Annotated in this window: 15 protein-coding genes and 1 pseudogene; 5 read left to right on the forward strand and 11 right to left on the reverse strand. The window is 67.4% G+C overall.

The annotated features are described in order from the left end of the window. Positions 1-88: 88 nt before the first annotated feature. Complete coding sequence (eccCa, locus tag AB0K21_RS39845) at positions 89-4,087, reverse strand: type VII secretion protein EccCa (RefSeq protein ID WP_343976812.1); 3,999 nt, start codon at positions 4,085-4,087, stop codon at positions 89-91. Positions 4,088-4,223: 136 nt separating this feature from the next. On the opposite strand from eccCa, the gene eccD reads away from it, so the two are divergent. Together eccD and AB0K21_RS39855 are read left to right on the forward strand one after the other, a co-directional pair. Then, complete coding sequence (eccD, locus tag AB0K21_RS39850; protein WP_343976809.1) at positions 4,224-5,669, forward strand: type VII secretion integral membrane protein EccD; 1,446 nt, start codon at positions 4,224-4,226, stop codon at positions 5,667-5,669. 124 nt (positions 5,670-5,793) lie between these two features. After that, the gene (locus AB0K21_RS39855; protein ID WP_343976806.1) at positions 5,794-6,237 is read left to right on the forward strand and encodes a YbaB/EbfC family nucleoid-associated protein; all 444 of its coding nucleotides are present in this window, start codon (positions 5,794-5,796) and stop codon (positions 6,235-6,237) included. A gap of 148 nt (positions 6,238-6,385) precedes the next feature. Here the strand turns inward: AB0K21_RS39855 and AB0K21_RS39860 are convergent, their stop codons facing one another. The 6 genes from AB0K21_RS39860 to AB0K21_RS39885 form a co-directional block, all read right to left on the reverse strand. Continuing rightward, positions 6,386-7,903, reverse strand: a complete 1,518-nt coding sequence (locus AB0K21_RS39860) for a hypothetical protein (RefSeq protein WP_343976803.1) — start codon at positions 7,901-7,903, stop codon at positions 6,386-6,388. A gap of 21 nt (positions 7,904-7,924) precedes the next feature. Next, complete coding sequence (locus tag AB0K21_RS39865; RefSeq protein ID WP_343976800.1) at positions 7,925-8,311, reverse strand: hypothetical protein; 387 nt, start codon at positions 8,309-8,311, stop codon at positions 7,925-7,927. Next, positions 8,308-9,699 carry a hypothetical protein gene (locus AB0K21_RS39870; protein WP_343976797.1) on the reverse strand — a complete coding sequence of 464 codons (1,392 nt, stop codon included), beginning with the start codon at positions 9,697-9,699 and terminating at the stop codon, positions 8,308-8,310. The genes AB0K21_RS39865 and AB0K21_RS39870 overlap by 4 nt, the downstream gene beginning before the upstream one ends. Positions 9,700-9,776: 77 nt before the next feature. Then, positions 9,777-10,136, reverse strand: a complete 360-nt coding sequence (locus AB0K21_RS39875; protein WP_343976794.1) for a hypothetical protein — start codon at positions 10,134-10,136, stop codon at positions 9,777-9,779. 73 nt (positions 10,137-10,209) lie between these two features. Continuing rightward, entirely contained in the window at positions 10,210-10,512 is a 303-nt protein-coding gene (locus AB0K21_RS39880) for a WXG100 family type VII secretion target (protein WP_343976790.1), read from the reverse strand. A 40-nt stretch (positions 10,513-10,552) separates the two neighbouring features. Next, on the reverse strand, positions 10,553-10,918 hold the full coding sequence (locus AB0K21_RS39885; protein ID WP_343976787.1) for a WXG100 family type VII secretion target: 366 nt from the start codon (positions 10,916-10,918) through the stop codon (positions 10,553-10,555). A 521-nt stretch (positions 10,919-11,439) separates the two neighbouring features. On the opposite strand from AB0K21_RS39885, the gene AB0K21_RS39890 reads away from it, so the two are divergent. Together AB0K21_RS39890 and AB0K21_RS39895 are read left to right on the forward strand one after the other, a co-directional pair. After that, the gene (locus AB0K21_RS39890) at positions 11,440-12,420 is read left to right on the forward strand and encodes a hypothetical protein (protein WP_364157585.1); all 981 of its coding nucleotides are present in this window, start codon (positions 11,440-11,442) and stop codon (positions 12,418-12,420) included. A gap of 38 nt (positions 12,421-12,458) precedes the next feature. Further along, entirely contained in the window at positions 12,459-13,277 is an 819-nt protein-coding gene (locus AB0K21_RS39895) for a hypothetical protein (RefSeq protein ID WP_343976781.1), read from the forward strand. 160 nt (positions 13,278-13,437) lie between these two features. Here the strand turns inward: AB0K21_RS39895 and AB0K21_RS39900 are convergent, their stop codons facing one another. Next, positions 13,438-14,139, reverse strand: a complete 702-nt coding sequence (locus tag AB0K21_RS39900) for a hypothetical protein (protein ID WP_343976778.1) — start codon at positions 14,137-14,139, stop codon at positions 13,438-13,440. Between the two features lie 24 nt (positions 14,140-14,163). Beyond that, positions 14,164-14,463, reverse strand: coding sequence for a hypothetical protein (locus AB0K21_RS39905; RefSeq protein WP_343976775.1), 300 nt, complete (start codon positions 14,461-14,463; stop codon positions 14,164-14,166). 159 nt (positions 14,464-14,622) lie between these two features. Between AB0K21_RS39905 and AB0K21_RS39910 the strand changes: the two genes are divergently transcribed. After that, positions 14,623-15,063, forward strand: a complete 441-nt coding sequence (locus tag AB0K21_RS39910) for a YbaB/EbfC family nucleoid-associated protein (RefSeq protein ID WP_343976772.1) — start codon at positions 14,623-14,625, stop codon at positions 15,061-15,063. A 117-nt stretch (positions 15,064-15,180) separates the two neighbouring features. Here the strand turns inward: AB0K21_RS39910 and eccB are convergent, their stop codons facing one another. Next, complete coding sequence (gene eccB, locus AB0K21_RS39915; protein ID WP_343976769.1) at positions 15,181-16,626, reverse strand: type VII secretion protein EccB; 1,446 nt, start codon at positions 16,624-16,626, stop codon at positions 15,181-15,183. A gap of 299 nt (positions 16,627-16,925) precedes the next feature. After that, positions 16,926-18,262 (reverse strand): annotated as a pseudogene (locus AB0K21_RS39920) (serine/threonine protein kinase); the annotation flags it as partial.

An 18,262-nucleotide genomic window follows, 5' to 3' on the forward strand; every position in this document is an offset into this window, starting at 1 on the left:
ATCACGAAAGACCGTGTTTTAAAATAAATGCATATCTGTGGTACGGCGATCAGTCTGCCACGGACCGAGGCCGGCCGGCCTCGGTCCGTCAGCCGGTTTCCGGAGGCGCCTGAGGCGGCATGAAGGCGGTCTGCGTGAGGCGTGCGCCGTACTTCCTGTCGACGAAGTAGCCCCGGCCCGGCGGGAGCGGATGTGGCCGCACGTTGCCGAACAGGAAGCCCTCGTCCTTGTTGCCCGACAGGATCACGGCGGGGCTGGCCATGTCCTTCATCCGCTGGATGATCGGGTCGTACATCGCCCGCCCGACGCCGCCCATCGCACGCGACATGATCAGGTGCAGCCCGATGTCACGGGCCTGCGGCAGTAGCTCCGCCAGCGGTTGCAGCGGATTGGACGAGGTCGCGACGAGGTCGTAGTCGTCGACGACGATGTACAGATCCGAACCCTGCCACCAGTTTCTCGCCCGGAGCTGTTCGGGCGTGAGGTCGGCCGGAGGAAGCCGCTTGAGCAGCGCGCTGCGCACGTCGTTGATCAGTTCGAGCGCCGCCGCGCTGGAGGCGGCGTAGCCGATGCGGTGCTCGGTGACGGCGGAGTCCAGTAGCGACCGCCGGTAGTCGATCACGATCATCCTGGCCTCGTACGGCGTGTGCCGGGCGACCACGCTCTCGCAGATCAGGCGCAGCAGGTTGGACTTCCCGCTCTCGGTGTCCCCCACCACGATGAAGTGCGGGTCGGTGTCGAAGTCGAGGATGACGGGCATCAGGGTGGCCTCGTCGATGCCGACCGGGATCCGGCCTGGACCGGTCTGTGTCGCGTCGGGCAGTGTCTCGGCGGGCAACACCGGCGGCAGCAGTCGCACGCCGGGGGCGGAGGGGCCCTGCCAGGCGTCTCTGATCGCGTGGACGAGCGCGCGCCCGCCGACGGACAGGTCGTCGGCCTTCCGGACGCCGTCGATCCGGGGGAGCGCGGACAGGAAGTGCAGTCCCTCCTTGGTGAGCCCGCGGCCCGGTATGCCCTCGGGCACGGCCAGCGCCGACTTGCGGTTGACCTCCGACTCGTAGGCGTCACCGAGCTTGAGCTCCACCCGGGTGCCGAACAGATCCCGGATGCCCGGACGGAACTCCGACCACTTGTTGGTGGAGGCCACGACGTGGATGCCGTAGCCGAGCCCGCGCGCGGCCAGGTCGGTGATGATGGGCTCGAGTGTCTCGAAGTCCTGCCTGATGGTCAGCCAGCCGTCGACCACCAGGAAGACGTCGCCGTACCCGTCACCCTCGATCGTGCCGTCGGCGAGCTGCCTGCGATAGGTGATGATCGAGTCGATCCCCTGCTCGGTGAAGTCGCGTTCTCGCTGTTCGAGGAGGGTGGCGATCTCGGCGACCGTGCGGCGGACGCGATCGCCGTCGAGACGGCTGGCGACCCCGCCCACGTGGGGGAGCCCCTCCAGCGAGGCAAGGGAGCCGCCGCCGAAGTCCAGACAGTAGAACTGCACCTCGCGCGCGGTGTGCATGAGTGCCATGCTGGTGACCAGCGTGCGCAGCACCGTGCTCTTGCCGCTCTGTGTTCCTCCGGCGACGCCGACGTGACCGGTGGCGCCCGACATGTCCAGCCAGTACGGATCACTACGCTGCTCGAACGGCTTGTCGATGAGGCCCACGACGGCGTGTAGCCGGCCCCGGCCTCCCCACCCGGTCGTGCTGAGCCCGAACTCCGGCGTGACCGACAGCGGCGGGAGCAGGTGAGCGAGGGTCGGTGGGTCACCCAGCGGGGGCAGCCAGATCCGGTGGGCGGGCGGCCCTTGGCCGTTCAGCCTGTTCACCACGACGTCCAGCAGGCTGACCAAGCTCCGGTCGGCCGGTCCGTCCGCCGCAGGCAGCTCCTTCCTGGGCTCTTCCACGACGGGGACCGGAACGAACTCCGGACCGTACTCCACGACCTGCCGCACGGGTCCCTGCCCGTCCGGCGTCGCCACGTTATGGGGATCCACCTGGTAGGGCCCGGACACGTAGGCGGCCTTGAACCGGGTCATCCCGGTGGTGTCGAACTTGAGATAGGCGTTGCCCGGAGCGGACGGCAGTTCGTAGGCGTCGGCGACGCCGAGCACGACCCGGCTCTCCATCGCCGAGAAGGTGCGCAGGCCGACCCGGTAGGACAGGTGGGTGTCCAGGCCGCGCAGCCGTCCCTCCTCCAGGCGCTGGGAGGCCAGTAGGAGGTGGACACCGAGGGAGCGGCCGAGCCGGCCGATCATCACGAACAGCTCGATGAACTCGGGCTTGGCCGAGAGCAGCTCGCTGAACTCGTCGATCACCACGAACAGGGTGGGCATCGGCTTCAGGTCGACGCCCTGCTCGCGGGCGCGCTCGTAGTCGCGCAGAGAGGCGTAGTTGCCGGCGGCGCGCAGCAACTCCTGGCGACGGACCATCTCCCCGTGCAGGGCGTCGTACATGCGGTCGACGAGTGGCAGCTCGTCCTCGAGGTTGGTGATGACCGCCGAGACGTGGGACAGGGTGTCGAGGCCGAGGAAGGTGGCGCCGCCCTTGAAGTCGACCAGGACGAAGTTCAGGATCTCCGACGAGTGGGTGATCGCCAGACCGAGCACCAGAGTCCGCAGCAGTTCGCTCTTGCCCGAGCCGGTGGCGCCGATGACCAGGCCGTGCGGGCCCATGCCGCCCTGCGCCGACTCCTTGATGTCGAGTTCGACCAGGCGCCCGTCCACGCCGAGACCGATCGGCACCCGCAGCCGGTTGCGGCCGGCCCGGGGGCGCCACGCCACTGACGCGTCGAGGCGGGTCGGGTCACCGACGCCGAGCAGGTCGGTCAGGGATGTGTTCATCGCGAGCACGTCCTGCGTCTCCCCTCCCTTGGCGGTCGACACCCGCAGGGGGGCGAGCTGCCGTGCCAGACCTTCGAGCCGCAGGAAGTCCAGCTGGTCGGGATCACCGAGGCGGGTCGAGCTCTCCTTGCCCGCGTGATCGATCTTGATCATGTGGAAGCCGTCCGGCTGGATGTCCAGCCGGAGGGTGCTCTTCTCCTCGATCGGCCCCGCCGATTCGGACAGGTCGATCACGGTGACGCCCTGGATGGCATCGGTGCCGAGCTGGGAGTCATGCGGCACGTGGCCACCGTCGATGATCAGCACGTGGTACGGCAGGGCGTCGGAGGAGGCGCCGGGCTTGAACCGTGCGCGTTCCTTCAGCTCCGAGCCGAGCATCCGGTCGAGCTCGCCGAGATCCTCGGCCATCAGCCGCACCTGGCCGGCGGCGTCGGTCTCTTCCGGGTGCAGCGTGTGGGGCAGCCACTTGGCCCAGTCCCACTGGGGCATCCACTCCTTGCTCGCGCACACCATGATCCGCATGTCGTCCGGGGAGTGGAACACGGCCATCTGGGCGATCATCGCCCGCACGAGCTCACGTACGGCCGGCGGGTCACCCGTCAGTTTGATCCGCGCGAAGGAGTGCAGGGCCACGGCCACCGGCAGCCCGGCCACCGTCGAGTGCGCCCGGACGAATCTCCGCAGCGCACCGGCCGACAGGGCGTCCAGGTCCTCGACCGGTTTGGAGTCGGGTGGGATCAGTTGGATGGCGAGCTTCTGCACACCCGTGCCGAGCCGTACCGTGCCGAAGTCGTCGTCGCGGGGCCGCCGTTCCCACAGGCGCTGGCTCATGGCGACCCACCACAGGGAGTCGGGGGCGGGGCCGCTCCATTCGAGGGCCTCGCGCTGCTGTACGGCAGCACGCCGTACCTTCTTGCGGACCTGGGAGAGGTAGCGGAAGTAGTCGCGGCGCAGGCCGTTCAGCCGCTGCTTGCGCTCACCGGACTGGCGGCCTATCTGGCCCAGCGTCATTCCCATCATGGACACGGCGAACAGGCCACTCGCCACGTACATGATCGGATTGGAATTGCCGCCGGCGGTGAACATCAGGCCCATCGCGGCGCCGCCCGCGATCATAGGCAGGTAGGTCAGCACTGCCATGAAGCCCTGCGACTGGACCTCGGGGATCTCGGGCGGTGATTCGAGCAGGATCTCACCCCGGGGAGGTTTGGGTGCTGGACGGCGCTCCGGGCGCCGTACGATGACGATGCTCATCCTGGAACCGTCCCCTTGATCGTTTGCGCTACTTCCTACCAGAAAACGGCTATGTGAGGCTGTAGCGCATGATCCCAATCTCCTCGATACCGTATCCCTGATGTCCGCGATGTCTGTGGTAAGAGGGAGTACGACTGTGAGGTCGCTGGCTCAACCGCCCGCTCAGGGGCCGATGCCACAGGGCGCGCTGGCACAGTTCGCCGCGCCGCTGCCGGCGCTGTGTCACGTCACGATCGTGGCTCCCAGCAGAAAGGTCGACCTGGCGCTGCCCGCGGACATCCCGCTGCCCCACGTGCTGCCGAGCCTGCTGCGCGCGGTGGGCGAGGTCGGAGGCGACTCGGCGTCGGCCCCCGGGTGGGTGCTGCAGCGGCCAGGCGGCACCCCGCTCGACATCGGACAGAGCCTCGGAACCCTGGGCGTGCTCGACGGCGAGGTGCTCTACCTCCGGCCGCTCGAGGCCGTGCTGCCTCCGGCCATGTTCGACGACGTGGCCGACGTGGTCGCCACGGGTGTCTCGGAGGGGCCGGGGAAATGGAGTGACAGGCACACCCGCCTGGTGGGGGTGGGGATCGCGACGGCCGTTCTCGTCACCGGGTCGGCCGCCCTGGCGCTGGCGGGGCCTCCGTGGGTGGTCTCCGCCGTGCTGGCCGGGGTGTTCGCGGTCCTTCTGATCGTCGCGGGCACCGTGCTGTCCCGGGCCATGGGCGACTCGGGGGCGGGCGCGCTGATCGGTTATGCGGCGCTGCCGTACGGCTTCTTCGCCGGGTTCATGGCGCCGGCGAGCGCCGGGGGAGCGTTCGGCTTCAGCGCGCCGAACCTGCTCGCCGCCTTCGCCTGCGTCGGCCTTGTGGCCACCATCAGTGTGATCGCGATCGCCGACGGCGTACCGGGCTTCCTCGGCACCGCGATCGCCTCGATGACCGGATCGGTGAGCGCCGCCGTCGTGATGGTCTCCGGGGCCTCCCCTTCGGGAGTCGCGGCGATGACCATCGCGATCCTGCTGGCCTTCAGCCCGCTGATCCCGATGCTGTCGTTCCGGCTCGCCCGTCTGCCGATGCCCACGATGCCGACCAGCGCCGAGGAACTGCGCAACGACAACGAGCAGATCGACGGCGCCTCCGTCCGGGAGCGCACCCTCCACGCGCAGCGCTACGCGACCGGGCTGGTCGCAGGGACGGGCATGGTGGCGCTGGCCGCCCTGGTGTGTCTCGCGATGGGCGACGGCTGGGCCGCCGTGGCCACCGCGCTGACGCTGTCGCTGACGCTCATCATGCGGGCCCGTGTCTTCCACGGGCTCGGCCAGCGGCTCTGGCTGCTGATCTCCGGTGCCGCGGGGATCGTCATTCTCATGATCTCGAAGGTCGCCGGTGCGGGCGGCGTCGCGGCGATCGCCGCGGTGATGGGGATGCTGTTCATCGCGCTGCTCTCGGCGGGCATCGGTCTGTGGCTGCCGTACGGGAGGCCCTCCCCGTTCTGGGGACGCGCGGGGGACATCCTGGAACTCCTGCTGATCGTCGCACTGTTCCCGCTCGCCCTGGGCGTGCTGGACGTCTACTCCTGGGTGCGCGGCCTGGCCGGCTGAGCGGCCGACACGGCGAGTGGATTGCTTGCGTATCCACCGCGAGGCTAGGTTGTTGCGAAAATGGCTACATGTGCCTTTGGGCGGATATGCGGCCGGGCGGCCGCGGGAGAAAACGGGACAGCCGATGACGGAGCTCGGGAATTTCGCGAACATTGACATCGACAAGCTGCTAAAGAGCACCGACGGTTACCTGGCCCGCATGGAGAGCGTCCGGAAAAGCATGGCCACGCTGGTCGGGCACGCGCAGGACGAAGACGGCCTGGTCAGAGTGGAGTACGCAGGCGACGGGCTGCGTGAACTCGAACTCCATCCCAAGGCGATGCGCCTGAGCTCGAGCGAGCTCTCCGAAAAGATCAAGGAGGCCGTCCGGGACGCGGCCCAGGATCTCCAGAAGCAGACGGGCGAGGTCATGGAGGGGGCGTTCGGCGAGGAGGGCAACCCCATGAAATACATGAACGACCCCGACGCGGTACTGGACCAGGTCAGGGAGATGGAGACGGCCTACAATCGCACCTTCGAGGATGTGATGGGCGAACTCGACCGCATCAGCCGCCGCCTCGACCTCTGAGCAGGTAGACCGTCGTGGCGCTGCAATCGTCGGCCGAACTCGCAGTCGCCCTCAACCTCACCGGGATCCCCTGGCCGGCGTCCGACGAGGAACCGCCTGCTCCTGGCCGGTAGCTCGCCGAGGCGCTGCCCCTCCTGGCGCACGCCGATCACTCGTGGCCGATGAGGGGAGAGATCGTCTGATGCTGGGAGGTCCACACGTCGCCCTCCGGTGCGTAGACCGTCCGGTCGCGCTCCTGCTCCCCCTCGCCGGTGGCGCCGGCGCCCGGCATGAACGGCATGAACGAGGAGCCCGCCGTGCTCGTGCCCGCCCGCAGAACGCCCGTCTCGCTCATGTGCGCCCCGACGGACCCCTGACCGCCGAACACGATGCCGGGGGGACGGACACCACCCATGCCCTCCTGGACAGGACTGATCATCCCGTTGGGGTTGAGTGTGTTGGGGCCGACCCCGGTGAGGGCGCGGCTGTCGAAGGGGTTGGTCAGCGTGCTCGGCCCGGTCTGGCCGTTCGTGCCGGGGCTTGCGGTCCAGGGGTTCTGGTAGGCGTTGGCCAGCTCGGTCTGCTGGGACGGATCGTCCATCGCGCCGATGACGGGCGGCACCTCCTGCCCCGTCCCGTCCTCCCCGCCGGGACCGGTGGTCCCGTCGCCCTGCTCGTCCGGCTCGCCTTGACCGTCCGGCTCGCCCTGGCCGTCCGGCTCTCCGGATTCGCCGGGGGCGTCCGGCTCGTCCGAGCCCTCCGGCCCGCCGGGCTCGCCGGGGCTGTCCGAGCCACCTGGCCCGCTCGTTCCGCCGGGGCCGTTCGTGCCGCTCGTTCCGCCGGAGCCGTCCTGACCCGGGGACCCGCCGGACGTGTTGTAGCCGCCGTTCCACGTCCCGTCGGAGCGCGTGTCAGGCGCACCGGAACCGCCTACGGTGACCGGCGGAGCCTTGCGCTCCGGGGCGAAGTCGATCGGCTCGATGGTGGGGAAATCGAAGGCCAGTCCCTCGGCGAGGGTGGTGTTTATCTCGACGATCTCCTCGTTGAAGGCGCGTAGGTGGGCCCGGGCCGGTTCGTTCGGGTCGAGGGGTGGCGTACCCGTGCTGCCGGAGTGGTCGCGCGGGATACCCGTGTTGCCACCTCCGGCGCCCTCCGAGGGATTCTGGCTCGGGATACCCGTGTTGCCGCCTCCGGCGCCCCCTTGGGAGCTGCCGGAGTAGTCGCGCGGGATACCCGTGTTGCCACCTCCGGCGCCCTCCGAGGGATTCTGGCTCGGGGTCAGGGGGAGGGGCGGCACCGTGTCGCGGTAGTGCCTGAGCCGCAGCGCGTACCAGGAAAGCGGCGCGCCGGTCGCCAGCATCGCGTCGCCGAGTGCTCCCGCGGTGGCATGGAGTTGGCGGAGTGCGGTCTGCACCTTGGCCGCACCGTCGCCGCTCCACGCGTCCGCCAGTTCCCTGGCCGCACTGGTGATCGTGGCCTGGATCCCGAACTCGGATGCGCCGTTACCTCCCGACTTGCCGCCGAGCAGTTCGGAGCAGGCGAGAAAGGCATTCCCCGCCTGCTCCAACCGGTCCGGGTTGGTGGCGTCGAACTTCGCCTTGATATCGTCCCTTGTGAGCGGCCCCTCGTCGATGCCGTGCAGATTCGCGTGGACCTTGATCGGTTCCCAGCCGCGGTTGGATCCCATGGTGACACCCCCGCCATAACCTCACGCGCTGCTGGCGTCGTGACTCTTTTCGTAATTTTTGACGGCCTTCTCGATCGCCACGACCAGAGCCTCGTACTGTTCGAGCAATGCCTGATATTTTCCGGTCAGTACCCGGTAGCCCTGCGTGACGTTCTGGCCGAAGTAGTCGGCCGCCTTCCATTTGCCGGTATCGGCGGGACCCACCTGGGGGCCGAACCAGTCGCGGTAACCCCCCTGATCCATGGAGCCCTTCAGCGTGTCGACCTCATGTCTCAGCGCCTCGGCGATCTTCTTGATCCGGGCATGATCGGCGTTGGGACCGCCGTTCGCGGGCGCCCCGTCAAGTCCCGGCCAGTTCTTCTCGAGTTCAAGCTCGGGAGCCGGTGTGCCGAGATCCTCGCTACTCATGCCTTACCTTTCGGTGCCCCGTTGATGAAGGGCGACGTCACCGGACGGTCGCTCATGAACAGGTCCTCGTCCTCCAGCAACCACGTGGACCGTTCACGCTCCTCGTCGTCCTCGCGACCGGCCCCGCTGTGCGGGACGAGGGGCATCATCGACCCGGTGCCCGCGCTGAGGGCACGTGCGGTACCCGCGCCCCTGAAGTCGCCTCCCGCCCCGATGCCTCCGTAGCCGACCCCTCCGCCTACCGAGGCGGAGTACCCGGAGCCGCTGCCCGGGGAACTCTGCTGGCCGGCGAAGTCGGGCACGTGCGAGTTGTAGCCGGCCAGTCTGGTGTCGTTTCCGGGATCCCCGGATGAACCGCCGTCCTTGCCCGTGCCGTTGGTCCCCGAGCCGTCGGGGTAGCCGCCGTTGACGCCGGTCCCGTTCAGGCCGGTCCCGTTCAGATCGGTTCCGTTCAGGCCGGGGACGTTCCAGCCTGGCCCGTTCGCGCCGGAGCCGTTCCAAACGGGCGCGTTGACCCCCGGGACGCCGAAACCGTCACCGTTCAGGCCGTCGAGACCGGAACCGGGCACGGTGAAGTCGTTCCCGGCGGTCAGGTCGTATGCCGGGACTCCGCCCGGGACTTGCCCAGCACCGCCACCGGGTGGGTAGGTGCCTACCGGGAGAGCACCGGGGGGGAGGTAGGGGTTGGGCATGGAGAATTCCGGGGTGTCGGTCCTGACCGAGTCCGGAAACGCCTCATTGTTCTGGGCGGTGGCCGCGGTCAGCTTCTTCAGGTATTTCTTGGCTGCCTTCAGTTCCTGTTCCTCTTTCGAGTCGCCGAACAGGTTCTGGAAAGGGCCGTCGGTGAACAGCGTCGTGACGCCTCCGACGACCGCGCCACTCACGCCCCCGATGACCGCTCCGGGCACGCCGCCGAATATCGCGCCTCCGGTGAGGCCGATCGTCCCGCCCTGTGCGGCCCCTTCGAGAAAGGAGACGTCCCGGTCCACGCTGTCCGGCTGGTCACCCCTGAACGCCTTCAGCGTGGAGCTGTACATCTCCAGGGCCGGGGCGATCCCCTTGGGTGGGAAGGGTCCCGTCTTGCCCGGCGGATTGGGTGTCACGATCGCGTCGACCACGCTCTGCGCCGACTCGCGGAGCCGCCGGAGCTGGGCCTTCACCATCTTGGCGTCCTCGCCGGCGGTCCACTTCTTGTCGAAGGAGTCGAGGTGCCGGTCGAGACAGGCGATCAGGGTCTTCAGGTTGGCCATCACCGACCTGAACTCTCCCGCCGCGCTCTGGATCAGCTCCGGCTTGACCTTGTCGAATGCGTCCTTCAGCAAGTCCAGCGTGATGACGGCCTCGGATGTGCTGATCTCTGTTTTGATCGGCGTCTCTCTGACAACCATGAGCCCTCACCCGTCTTCTTGAGCCGACCTGCCGTCTGTTCCGCCGCACATGGGGACCATGCCGGTCAGGCCCAGACCTAGACCTGCGCCTGACCGGCGTGGGCCGCTCCCGCGCCTTCGGCGTTTTCGAGGTTCGTGACCGCCGTCTTGAGCAGCGTGATCGCGTGTTCGAGCTGAAGTGTGATCTCGAGGTAGGCGCCGCTGACCGCGAGATCGGCATTACGGAAGCTCGTGTGGTAGCCCTGCGCGGCAGGCCAGAAGCCACCGACCGCCTCGGAATCGTGACTCAGCTGCCGGACGGCGCCGCCCTCGGGGAAGGCGGGTGTCTCCGTGCCCTTGTCCCAGCCGGGATTCAACAGCTTGAGCACTTCTTCGAGGTCCGCCTTGGCGTTGTTGACGGCCTGGTGACTGACTTCGACTCCACCGTCGCGACCCATTCGCAAACACCCCGTTCACGGTCACGTCTCACACCCTCTAGTGGCCGAGAGGGCTGCACAGGTGTGCCTTCGATCACCTGCCGTCGAACATGGCGGTGTTGATCCGCTCAACGTCCTGCATGTTCATCCTGGTGATGTTGATGTTCTTGGCCATCATCGACACGATGTCGGCCAGCCCCTTCGCCTCGGTCTGCCAGGTCGCCCGAGTGACGTTGTACGCCTCCCGCGCGCCGCCCTCCCAGATCGCGGTCTTCTGGTTGAGCTTGGTCTCCAGGTCTTCGAGCTCGCCGACCAGGCTGTTGAAGGCCGACTGGAAGGCGCTTTCGCCCAGGTCCAGCCCGCTGAAGTTGACCTTGGTGACGTCGAAGTCATCCATCACGGTCTCCGTTCGTTCTCGAAGGGCAGGTTGAGAGGACTTACCTGTTGAAGCTGGCCGGCGCGGCGGCGTTGATGAGGCCTTCGAGCTTGCTGATCTCGGCTGTCGCCGCCTCGTTGAACGCCCTGTAGTTCTTGTTGTTGGCCTGGATGCTCCGTGCGAGGTTCTGGAGACTCTCCAGGATGACGTCGATGCGGTCGTGCCAGAGCAGGTGGACCTTGTTGAAGGCGTGATGTGACTGGCCCTGCCAGTTGACGCGCAGCTCGGCGCCCGCCGTGTCCAGGTTCCTCTGGATGGCGCGGATTCTCTCCGCGGCGTCTCCGATCCAGTTGATGGCGTCCTGGAGATCTTGCTCTTTTACCTGTGCCTGCTGCGCCACGGTCACCTCCACGTGATCTGCTCGCACTCGCCCGCCCTTGGACGGTCAGGCAATGACGATAGAGAACCACACTAGCGATCAAGCGTCACACCGCCCACGGGTGATCAAGTTAATATTTGATTGCAATTGTATATATATTTAGTATATGTGCAGCTCGCTAGGAACTGCAGCTATCATTGATGTTCGGGGTTTATGTCGGAAATGTGAACTAAAGTCCGTATTGAGGTCGCCCGTTTAATCGGAGGGATGTCGCGGCGAGGGTGACGATCGCACCGGTGGCCGAGGAGGGAGATCCATCTTCTGCATGGATGTTCCCTTACGAAGTGGCTGGTGGGGGATCGCCCTGTACGGAGGCCGAACAACTGACGTAGTCTGCGTGGTCGACGCGATCAGCTTTCACGGGGCTCATTCCCGTGGTGGAGGTCCTTGTGGCTGACTCTTCCGCTTCCTCTGGAAATAATCCCTACGGCTTTCCCGGGGGTTTTCCGACCCAGAGCACGACGAAACCCGGCGTCGTCGACCCGCGTCTTATGGACTCCGAGTTCAAGATGAACCATGACAAGGTCCAGGGCCTGGGCGACAGCATGGGGAAACGTGCCGGGTTCATGACGGATCTCAGCGGCAAGACCAAGGCCATCAATATGCACATGCTCACCTTCGGCGTCATCGGTGGAGGTCTGAATGTGGTGCACGATCAGGTGCGTGACGGTGCCGCCGATGCCCTGGAAAAGGCCAGAGAGGTGTTGGAGTCCTGGAAAGTGGCGCTCTCCAGCGCCGCGAAGAACGCCAAAGAAGCCGAAAAGGCCGGAGAGGGCGGCGGGGATCCGGAGGAAACCCCGCCCGGCGGGGGCGGTCCCTCGTTCGACCCGTCGAAACTGGGTGGCCTGGGGGCCGGCGAGACCCCCTCGTTCGACCCCGAGCTGGGAGGTCTCGACAACGAGCTCCCCGGCTCCGGCGACCTTCCCGAGACCCCCGGGATCGACGACCTTTCTAAGCCCCCCGGGATCGACGACCTCCCCGAGACCCCTGGCCTCGGTCAGGGCCAGGACGGGACGGGGGCGGCGGGCAACGTCAATCCGCCTGATCTGAACGGTCTCGACCAGAACACGCCGGGTACCGGCACGTTGGAGGACCCGCTCAGAACTCAGCTCGCCGGGTACGACCCGAAGACGGCCGTGGCGGATGCTCTGTCCAACACACCCAGAATGCCGGGAACGACGGATCTCCGGTCGCCCGGACTGGAAGGTCTGTCCGCGGGACAGCGGGGCCTCGACGGAGGGAGCGGCACGGGCGGAGGCACCTATGCGGGAGGTGCCGCCGGGGGCGCGAACGCCGGCGGCCTCACCGGTCAGGGCGCCGGCCTGGGACGGGGCCTGGGTTCCAGCGGCATGCCCATGATGCCGATGGCCCCCATGGCCGGAGGGGTGGGCGGCGAAGGCGACAAGGACCGTGAACGCTCCACATGGCTCGCTGTGGAAGAGGACATCTGGGGCGGCGACGGTGACGTCGCGCCTTCTGTGATCGAGTAGGGCGGGTTGTCGTAATAATGCACGTCGATGGTTCTGTCATGTACGGATCTGCAATCGCCCTGGCCACAAGGGCGTCGGTCGTCATGCCATACGCGCGGCCCCTCGTGGTGATCATGGGAACGATGGTCTCCGACCCGGCCGAGATGGAGAGAGCCGCGGCGCAGTGGCGCGAAAAGTCACCCGTCGGCGTCACGCCGCTCTTTGCTCCTTCTTCGTCCCTCTTCACAACCGAGACCAGGGAATGGCACCCTCCGATGGCCGCACCGGATAACGTGGCGGACGGCGATATCGCTTTTATCCGTCAGGAGCTGGGGAAACTGGCGAAGGCGGTCGGCAGCAACCAGGAGTGGGCGGGCCAGTCCTACAACACATTCATGGAGAACTTCAATAAGTTCGACCAAGAGCTGGCGCTACTTGATGACCGCCGTAAAGGTATGGGAGACAGCCTTGACTCGGCGGCATCGCTCTTCTATGTGGGTGCCGTGGTCTGCCTGTCCTTGGCAACGATTCTGATGGGATTGGCGACCTATGTTATGTCCGCTCGCTCCAGTGCCGTTGCCGCACTGCCCGCAGAGGCTACGGCGGTAGAAATCGTGGCCAGTCTTTCGAAATTCGCGACAGGGCTGGTGAGCACCCTTCGTAAGGGAGTTTGGAAGTTCACCGCGATTCTCACCGCCGTGGCCATTCTCGTCCAGCAGCAGACTCAGAAACTGCCCGGCGTGCAGGCCATCCAGGGAGAGACGCCCAGCTTCACCCAGGCCCTCAAGTACGACTCGACCACAGGAGGGCTGACTCCTCCTACCCCCGAAATGCCCAAGACGGAGCAACCTTCACTTCTCCCCGAGTTCGGCTGGTAGCCGCCGCCGGGGGCGGGGGCCTGGCCGGTCCGCAGACCGTCCGGGCGGGCCGGGCACCGTCGCGGCCGACCCCGTGGGCACCGTGCCGCGGTAAGCCGCCGCCGCCCGCCTTCCCCCTGTCGTGCGGGGCCGGCGGGCGCGCGGGCCGTGGCCGCCGAGGTCAGGTGGTGGCCGGGGGGGCCTGGTACGGCGCGGGGATGTCGCGCTTGGGGGCCACCCACTGGGAGGGAGGCTTCGTGTCGATCACGGCCTGCTGGAAGTCGATCTTGAGACCGCCGGTCGGCTTGATGTTGAACAGATCGCCCATCGACTTGAGAAGGGTGACCAGGGTGTCGCCCGACAGCTGGAGGTGGGTCAGGAGAAGCCCCGTCATCTTGGCGAGAAGCACCTGCTCGGTGATGGCGAGCTTGGTCATCAACTCCTGCGCCTTGAGCCCCCACGGCGTGAGTCTCAGTGCGCTGGTGGTCAGGGCGAAGAGAAGGGCCACGCCGGCGATCTTGACGACTCCCAGCCAATAGTCGTAGTAGGCGCCGCGCACCTTGTCGAGCTGGCCTTCCACGTTGTAACAGATGCCGCTGAGCCTCTGCAGTTCGCCGCTGAACACCGCGGTCGCGTGCAGGAAGGCCTCCGCGTCTTCGGCGATCCAGTTTCCACGGGACAGGAAGACCGCGTTGCCGACCATGTTGGGGTACTTCACCTCAAGGTCCTTGGCGAGGCCGTTCCAGTTCGCCTTGGCGTCACCCATGCCCGGGACGTTGGCCAGTGCCGGGGTGACGACGGCTATCGCGAACCAGAGTCGAGGGTCCAGCTTGGCGGCGGCCTTGAGCCTGTCGAGAGCCACCGTGGCCAGGGCGAAGGTCATGCCTTCCCCTCCTCTTCTCGGTTGTCACCTGTAGACGACGGTGCTGGCGTCCTCTGCGGCACGCCAGTTCTTCTTGATGGTCTCCAGGGCGGCGATCCAGGCCTCGACGGAGGTGATGGCGTCCTCGACCATGTTCTTGATGTCGTCCTGCGTCTGGCTGTACTTGCTGCCCGTCAGCGCGCCGATCAGCCCGAATCCGGGAAAGCCCACATCGGTGGAGTCGATGTCACTTTTGAGCTCCCTGAGGCCCGGTATCACTTTCTCGCCGAGGTTCCGCTGGATGTTCCCGATGCTGGAGGAGGTGACGTACTTGTCCTGGGCCATGTCCTGACTCTCCTCCGGTCCGTATCACGCTCGACGTCAAGCCAGGTGTTACCGGCTCATGGTGTGCCGTTAGCACTGACAGGACGGTATCGGTTAATTTCTTCCGTGTCAGGAGCGGTTTGGGTTATTTTTGATCACACAGGGTTCGATGGAGGGTGTATGATATTTGATCCCGATAATTTCGACCTGGAAGACCTGGAAAGAATCGGCAGGGAAGCCGAGAAGGCGATGGAGCGTCTTGCCAACGTCCAGGGGGAGCTTGAGGGGATCCGCGGCACGGGAACGGGCGCGGACGGCCTGATCAGTGTGATCACCAACGGATCCGGCCATCTGGAGAAGATCGAACTCAACCCGCGTGTGATGCGCCTGGACAGCCATGCCCTCGCCGACGAGCTGACGAAGGCGTTTCGCGAGTCCCAGGAGGACGGCGAGCGCCAGGCACGTGAGCTGCTGGGCGGGGCGCTGGGAGAGGACATGCAGCTCCCGCGGGAGCCGTTCGACTTCACCAAGACGGAGCAGCAGCTGACACAGGCCTACGACTCCTTCGCCCGCTCCATGGAGGAGCGCATGGGGGGAGCCGGGCGGCCGGACCGCGGCTGAGCGGAGGCCGTCCGGCCCGCGCGTCCGGTGCTCGCGCCCTCTCCGGGCCGAGGCCGGACGTGAGCGCCGGACACGTGGGTCGGACGGTCCGTGACGCTCCGCCCGGCCGCACCGCGACTATCCCTGAGAGCGGGCCGGTGCCGGTCTGCTGACCTGTATGGGCGTGCTCGCGGCCGCGGCGTCGAGCGTCGGCCCCTCCGGGATCAGCTTCACCAGGTGTGCCGGGAGCGGAGCGACCTCCGCAAGGGTGTAGCCGAGGCTCGTCAGCGCCTCCGAGGACGGCAGGGAGTGCCGCCGCCCCTGATCGCCGATCAGGAAGAGCGGCCCGACCGCGTCCAGCCTGCCGTTTCCCGGCAGCAGTCCCACCAGGGCGCCGCGCCCCGGGGGGAGCACCACCTGATCCACCACGTCCTGATTGAACCACCCCTTCGGGGGTGGGGGAATCCGCATCGTGCTGCCCACCGTCAGGACAGCCTGGGTCGAACCGCGTTCGGTGTCGGGATAGACGGCGCAGAGCGGGCTCGCCGAGGGCGACGGGATGATCTTCGGCATGGTCGTGGGAAGCCCGCTTACGCCCAGCTGGGTCTTCGACTCCTTCATCCCGTTCGCGATCGCGGGAGCCATGTCGGCGGGCAGGGGCTGTTTCCGGCCGTACGCCTGCTTGATGGCGGGATCCTCCAGCAGCAGGGCGGCCTGGGCGGGGGTGAGGTCCGCCAGCCCGTCGGCGAGCAGGACGTACCACTTCGGGGGTCCTTCGGTCACCGATGGCACCTTGAACACCATGCCGACCGCGGACTTCCTGCCGTCGGGGCCACGCACCGTGCGGCCGAGGCCCTGGATGGACGGGCTCTGGAAGTCGGGCCCGACGGGCAGCGCGTTGAGCCATGCGGCGGGGACCTGGCGGGGCTTTTCCTGGGACAGCGCCCGCATGCTCTTGGCCGGTACGCGCATCCGCTGGTTCGACCAGAGCAGCCAGGCCTGCCCCCCTTCTTCGACCAGGATGCCCGCGCCCGGCTCGATCGGCCCGCCGCCCACGTCGAGGCCGCCGATCAGCGTGGTGTACGGCTTGCGCTCACCGTTGGTGTCCGCGGCCTCCAGCACGCAGGCCGACCAGGGGGTGCGGACCAGGTTGTCGTGGGCGGGCAGGGACTTGGGCGCACCCGGAATGCCCACCAGTACGCCGCGCTGGAACTGTGCGAGCGAAGCCGCGGTGACCGAGTTGACCTTCACCTCCGACTCGCCCAGCAGCAACCGGGCGGAGGTCATGTTGTCGACGGGGATCATCTTCCCCTGTGGGGCGCTGTAGATGAAGATCGCGCCTGATTCCTCCTCTATGATCACGACCCCTGGATCGGTGAGCCCGGTACCGTTGCCGGGACTCAGTAGTCCCAGCACGCCGAAGACGGCCGTCACCAGCACTGCGACCAGCACGCTGCCGAACATCGCCACGTTGTGCCTGCGCATCGGCGACTCGGGAAGGTCTGGTTCGCCCTGTAGGAGGGCCATTCCCAGGCGCTGGGTCATCAGCTTGTACGCCTGGTAAAGATCGCGACGGGTCTGCATTACACCTCCGCCTCGCCGGGTGCGCGGTAGTCCACAGCATAGAAGCGTGATCACCGAACGGCCTCGTGGGAGCACGGGGCGAACGGCGGCCGTCCGCCAAGTCTCCGATCATCGAAAGCCTGTTGAACAGGCAAGACGAGCGCGTAGATCGGTCGAGACGGAGTGACGGGAAACATCACGGGACGATCGTTGACCGAGGAGGCCTGACCAGCCGGGGCTGAGCCCGCCGAGCGGAGGCTCCCGGCCGAGAGCCGGAATGGACCCGGGGGACGGCCGAGGAATCGGCCGTCCCCCGGATGTCATCCGCAGTTGGCCCAGTCGGCGCCTGTGCTGCCGCCCGGTCCACCGCCGCTGAAGCGGACGCACTTGCCCTTGGCGGAGAGGATGACCGGTCCGGCGTAGTACTCGTAGTTGCCCCGGTCGGTCCTGCTTCCGCCGCCCTGGACCTCCAGGGTGGCCCAGATGGAGGTGGCGGTGCCCACATTCGCGCTTTTCATGGTGACCACGCAGTTGGAGCCGGCGGAGGCGTTGTAGAGCTGGTAGGTGGTTCCGCCGCTGAAGGAGTCGGAGCGCTGCACGTAGTAGCCCGATCCGCAGACCTGCTGCGGAGTGTAGGGGTTGGGACGCGAAGCCGGCGGGGTCGACTTCGGCGCGGGGGCGGTCGTCTGCGCGGCCTTAGCGGGTTGTGAGGGTTTGGTTGATGTCGGTGCCTGCGAGGGTTTGGTCGGTTCTTGTGAGGGTTTGGCTGATGTCGGTTCTTGTGAGGGTTTGGTCGATGTCGGTGTCTGCGAAGGCTTCTGTGTCGGGCTCGCCTTCCGCGTCGTCGTTGTGGGTCTGGGCGCCGGTTTGGCGGTCGGTTCGGCGGTCGGCTTGGCGGCCCGGGTGTTCCCGGATGTTTTCTTGGGTCTGGCCGTGGGCGGTGCCTTGGGGTCGGCTTTCCGCGGGGCCGCCGGCGCGGTGGTGGCCGGGAGCGCCGGCAACGGAATCGACGGTGGGGTGACGGGCGAGGTCGGTGCCGGGGCAGGGGACGTCGCCGCCGGGTCCTCAATGTTCAGCCGCAGCGGTCTGACGTCCGGGACCTGCGGCTCCGTCGTGGTCCCCCAGGGGACGGTCACCTTGCCCGCCGACATGTCCTCGCCGCCCTGCCCGTCTCCCGGCGGCAGGCCACGTCCCTGGCCCGGCGACGCTGAGAGGACATTGGAAACCTCTCCCCCGGCGGCCGTTCGTCCCATGGGGCCAAGAGAGGTGTAGCTTTCGACGGCCCACAGTCCGAGTCCGGACAGCAGGGCGACCACGCCGACGCAGGCGGCCAGTATGAGGGGAAAGCCACCGGCCTTCTGCCGTTCCCGGATGGGCGCGGCATCGGGCGGCGCGACCGCGCCCGCCGGAGGCGTGCTTCCCGGGAGTACCGGTGGCCCCCAGCGCGGCCGCGCCGGTGCGTCCGCTACGGCCGCGGGAACGGCTCCGTCCGGGGAGTTCCGCTCCGGCCCGGAGTCGGCCGTACGGTCGCCCTCGTCGGGGGTGAGGGCCGCCGACTCCTGGCCGAGTAGGCGGAGCATGGCGGCCTTGGTGTCGGGGCGTTCGTAGGGGTGTTTGTCGAGGCAGGCGGTGAGGAGGGCGACGAGTTCTGGGGTGA

Origin of the sequence: Streptosporangium sp. NPDC049248, assembly GCF_040678965.1 — a bacterium.
Taxonomy (GTDB): Bacteria; Actinomycetota; Actinomycetes; order Streptosporangiales; family Streptosporangiaceae; genus Streptosporangium; species Streptosporangium fukuiense.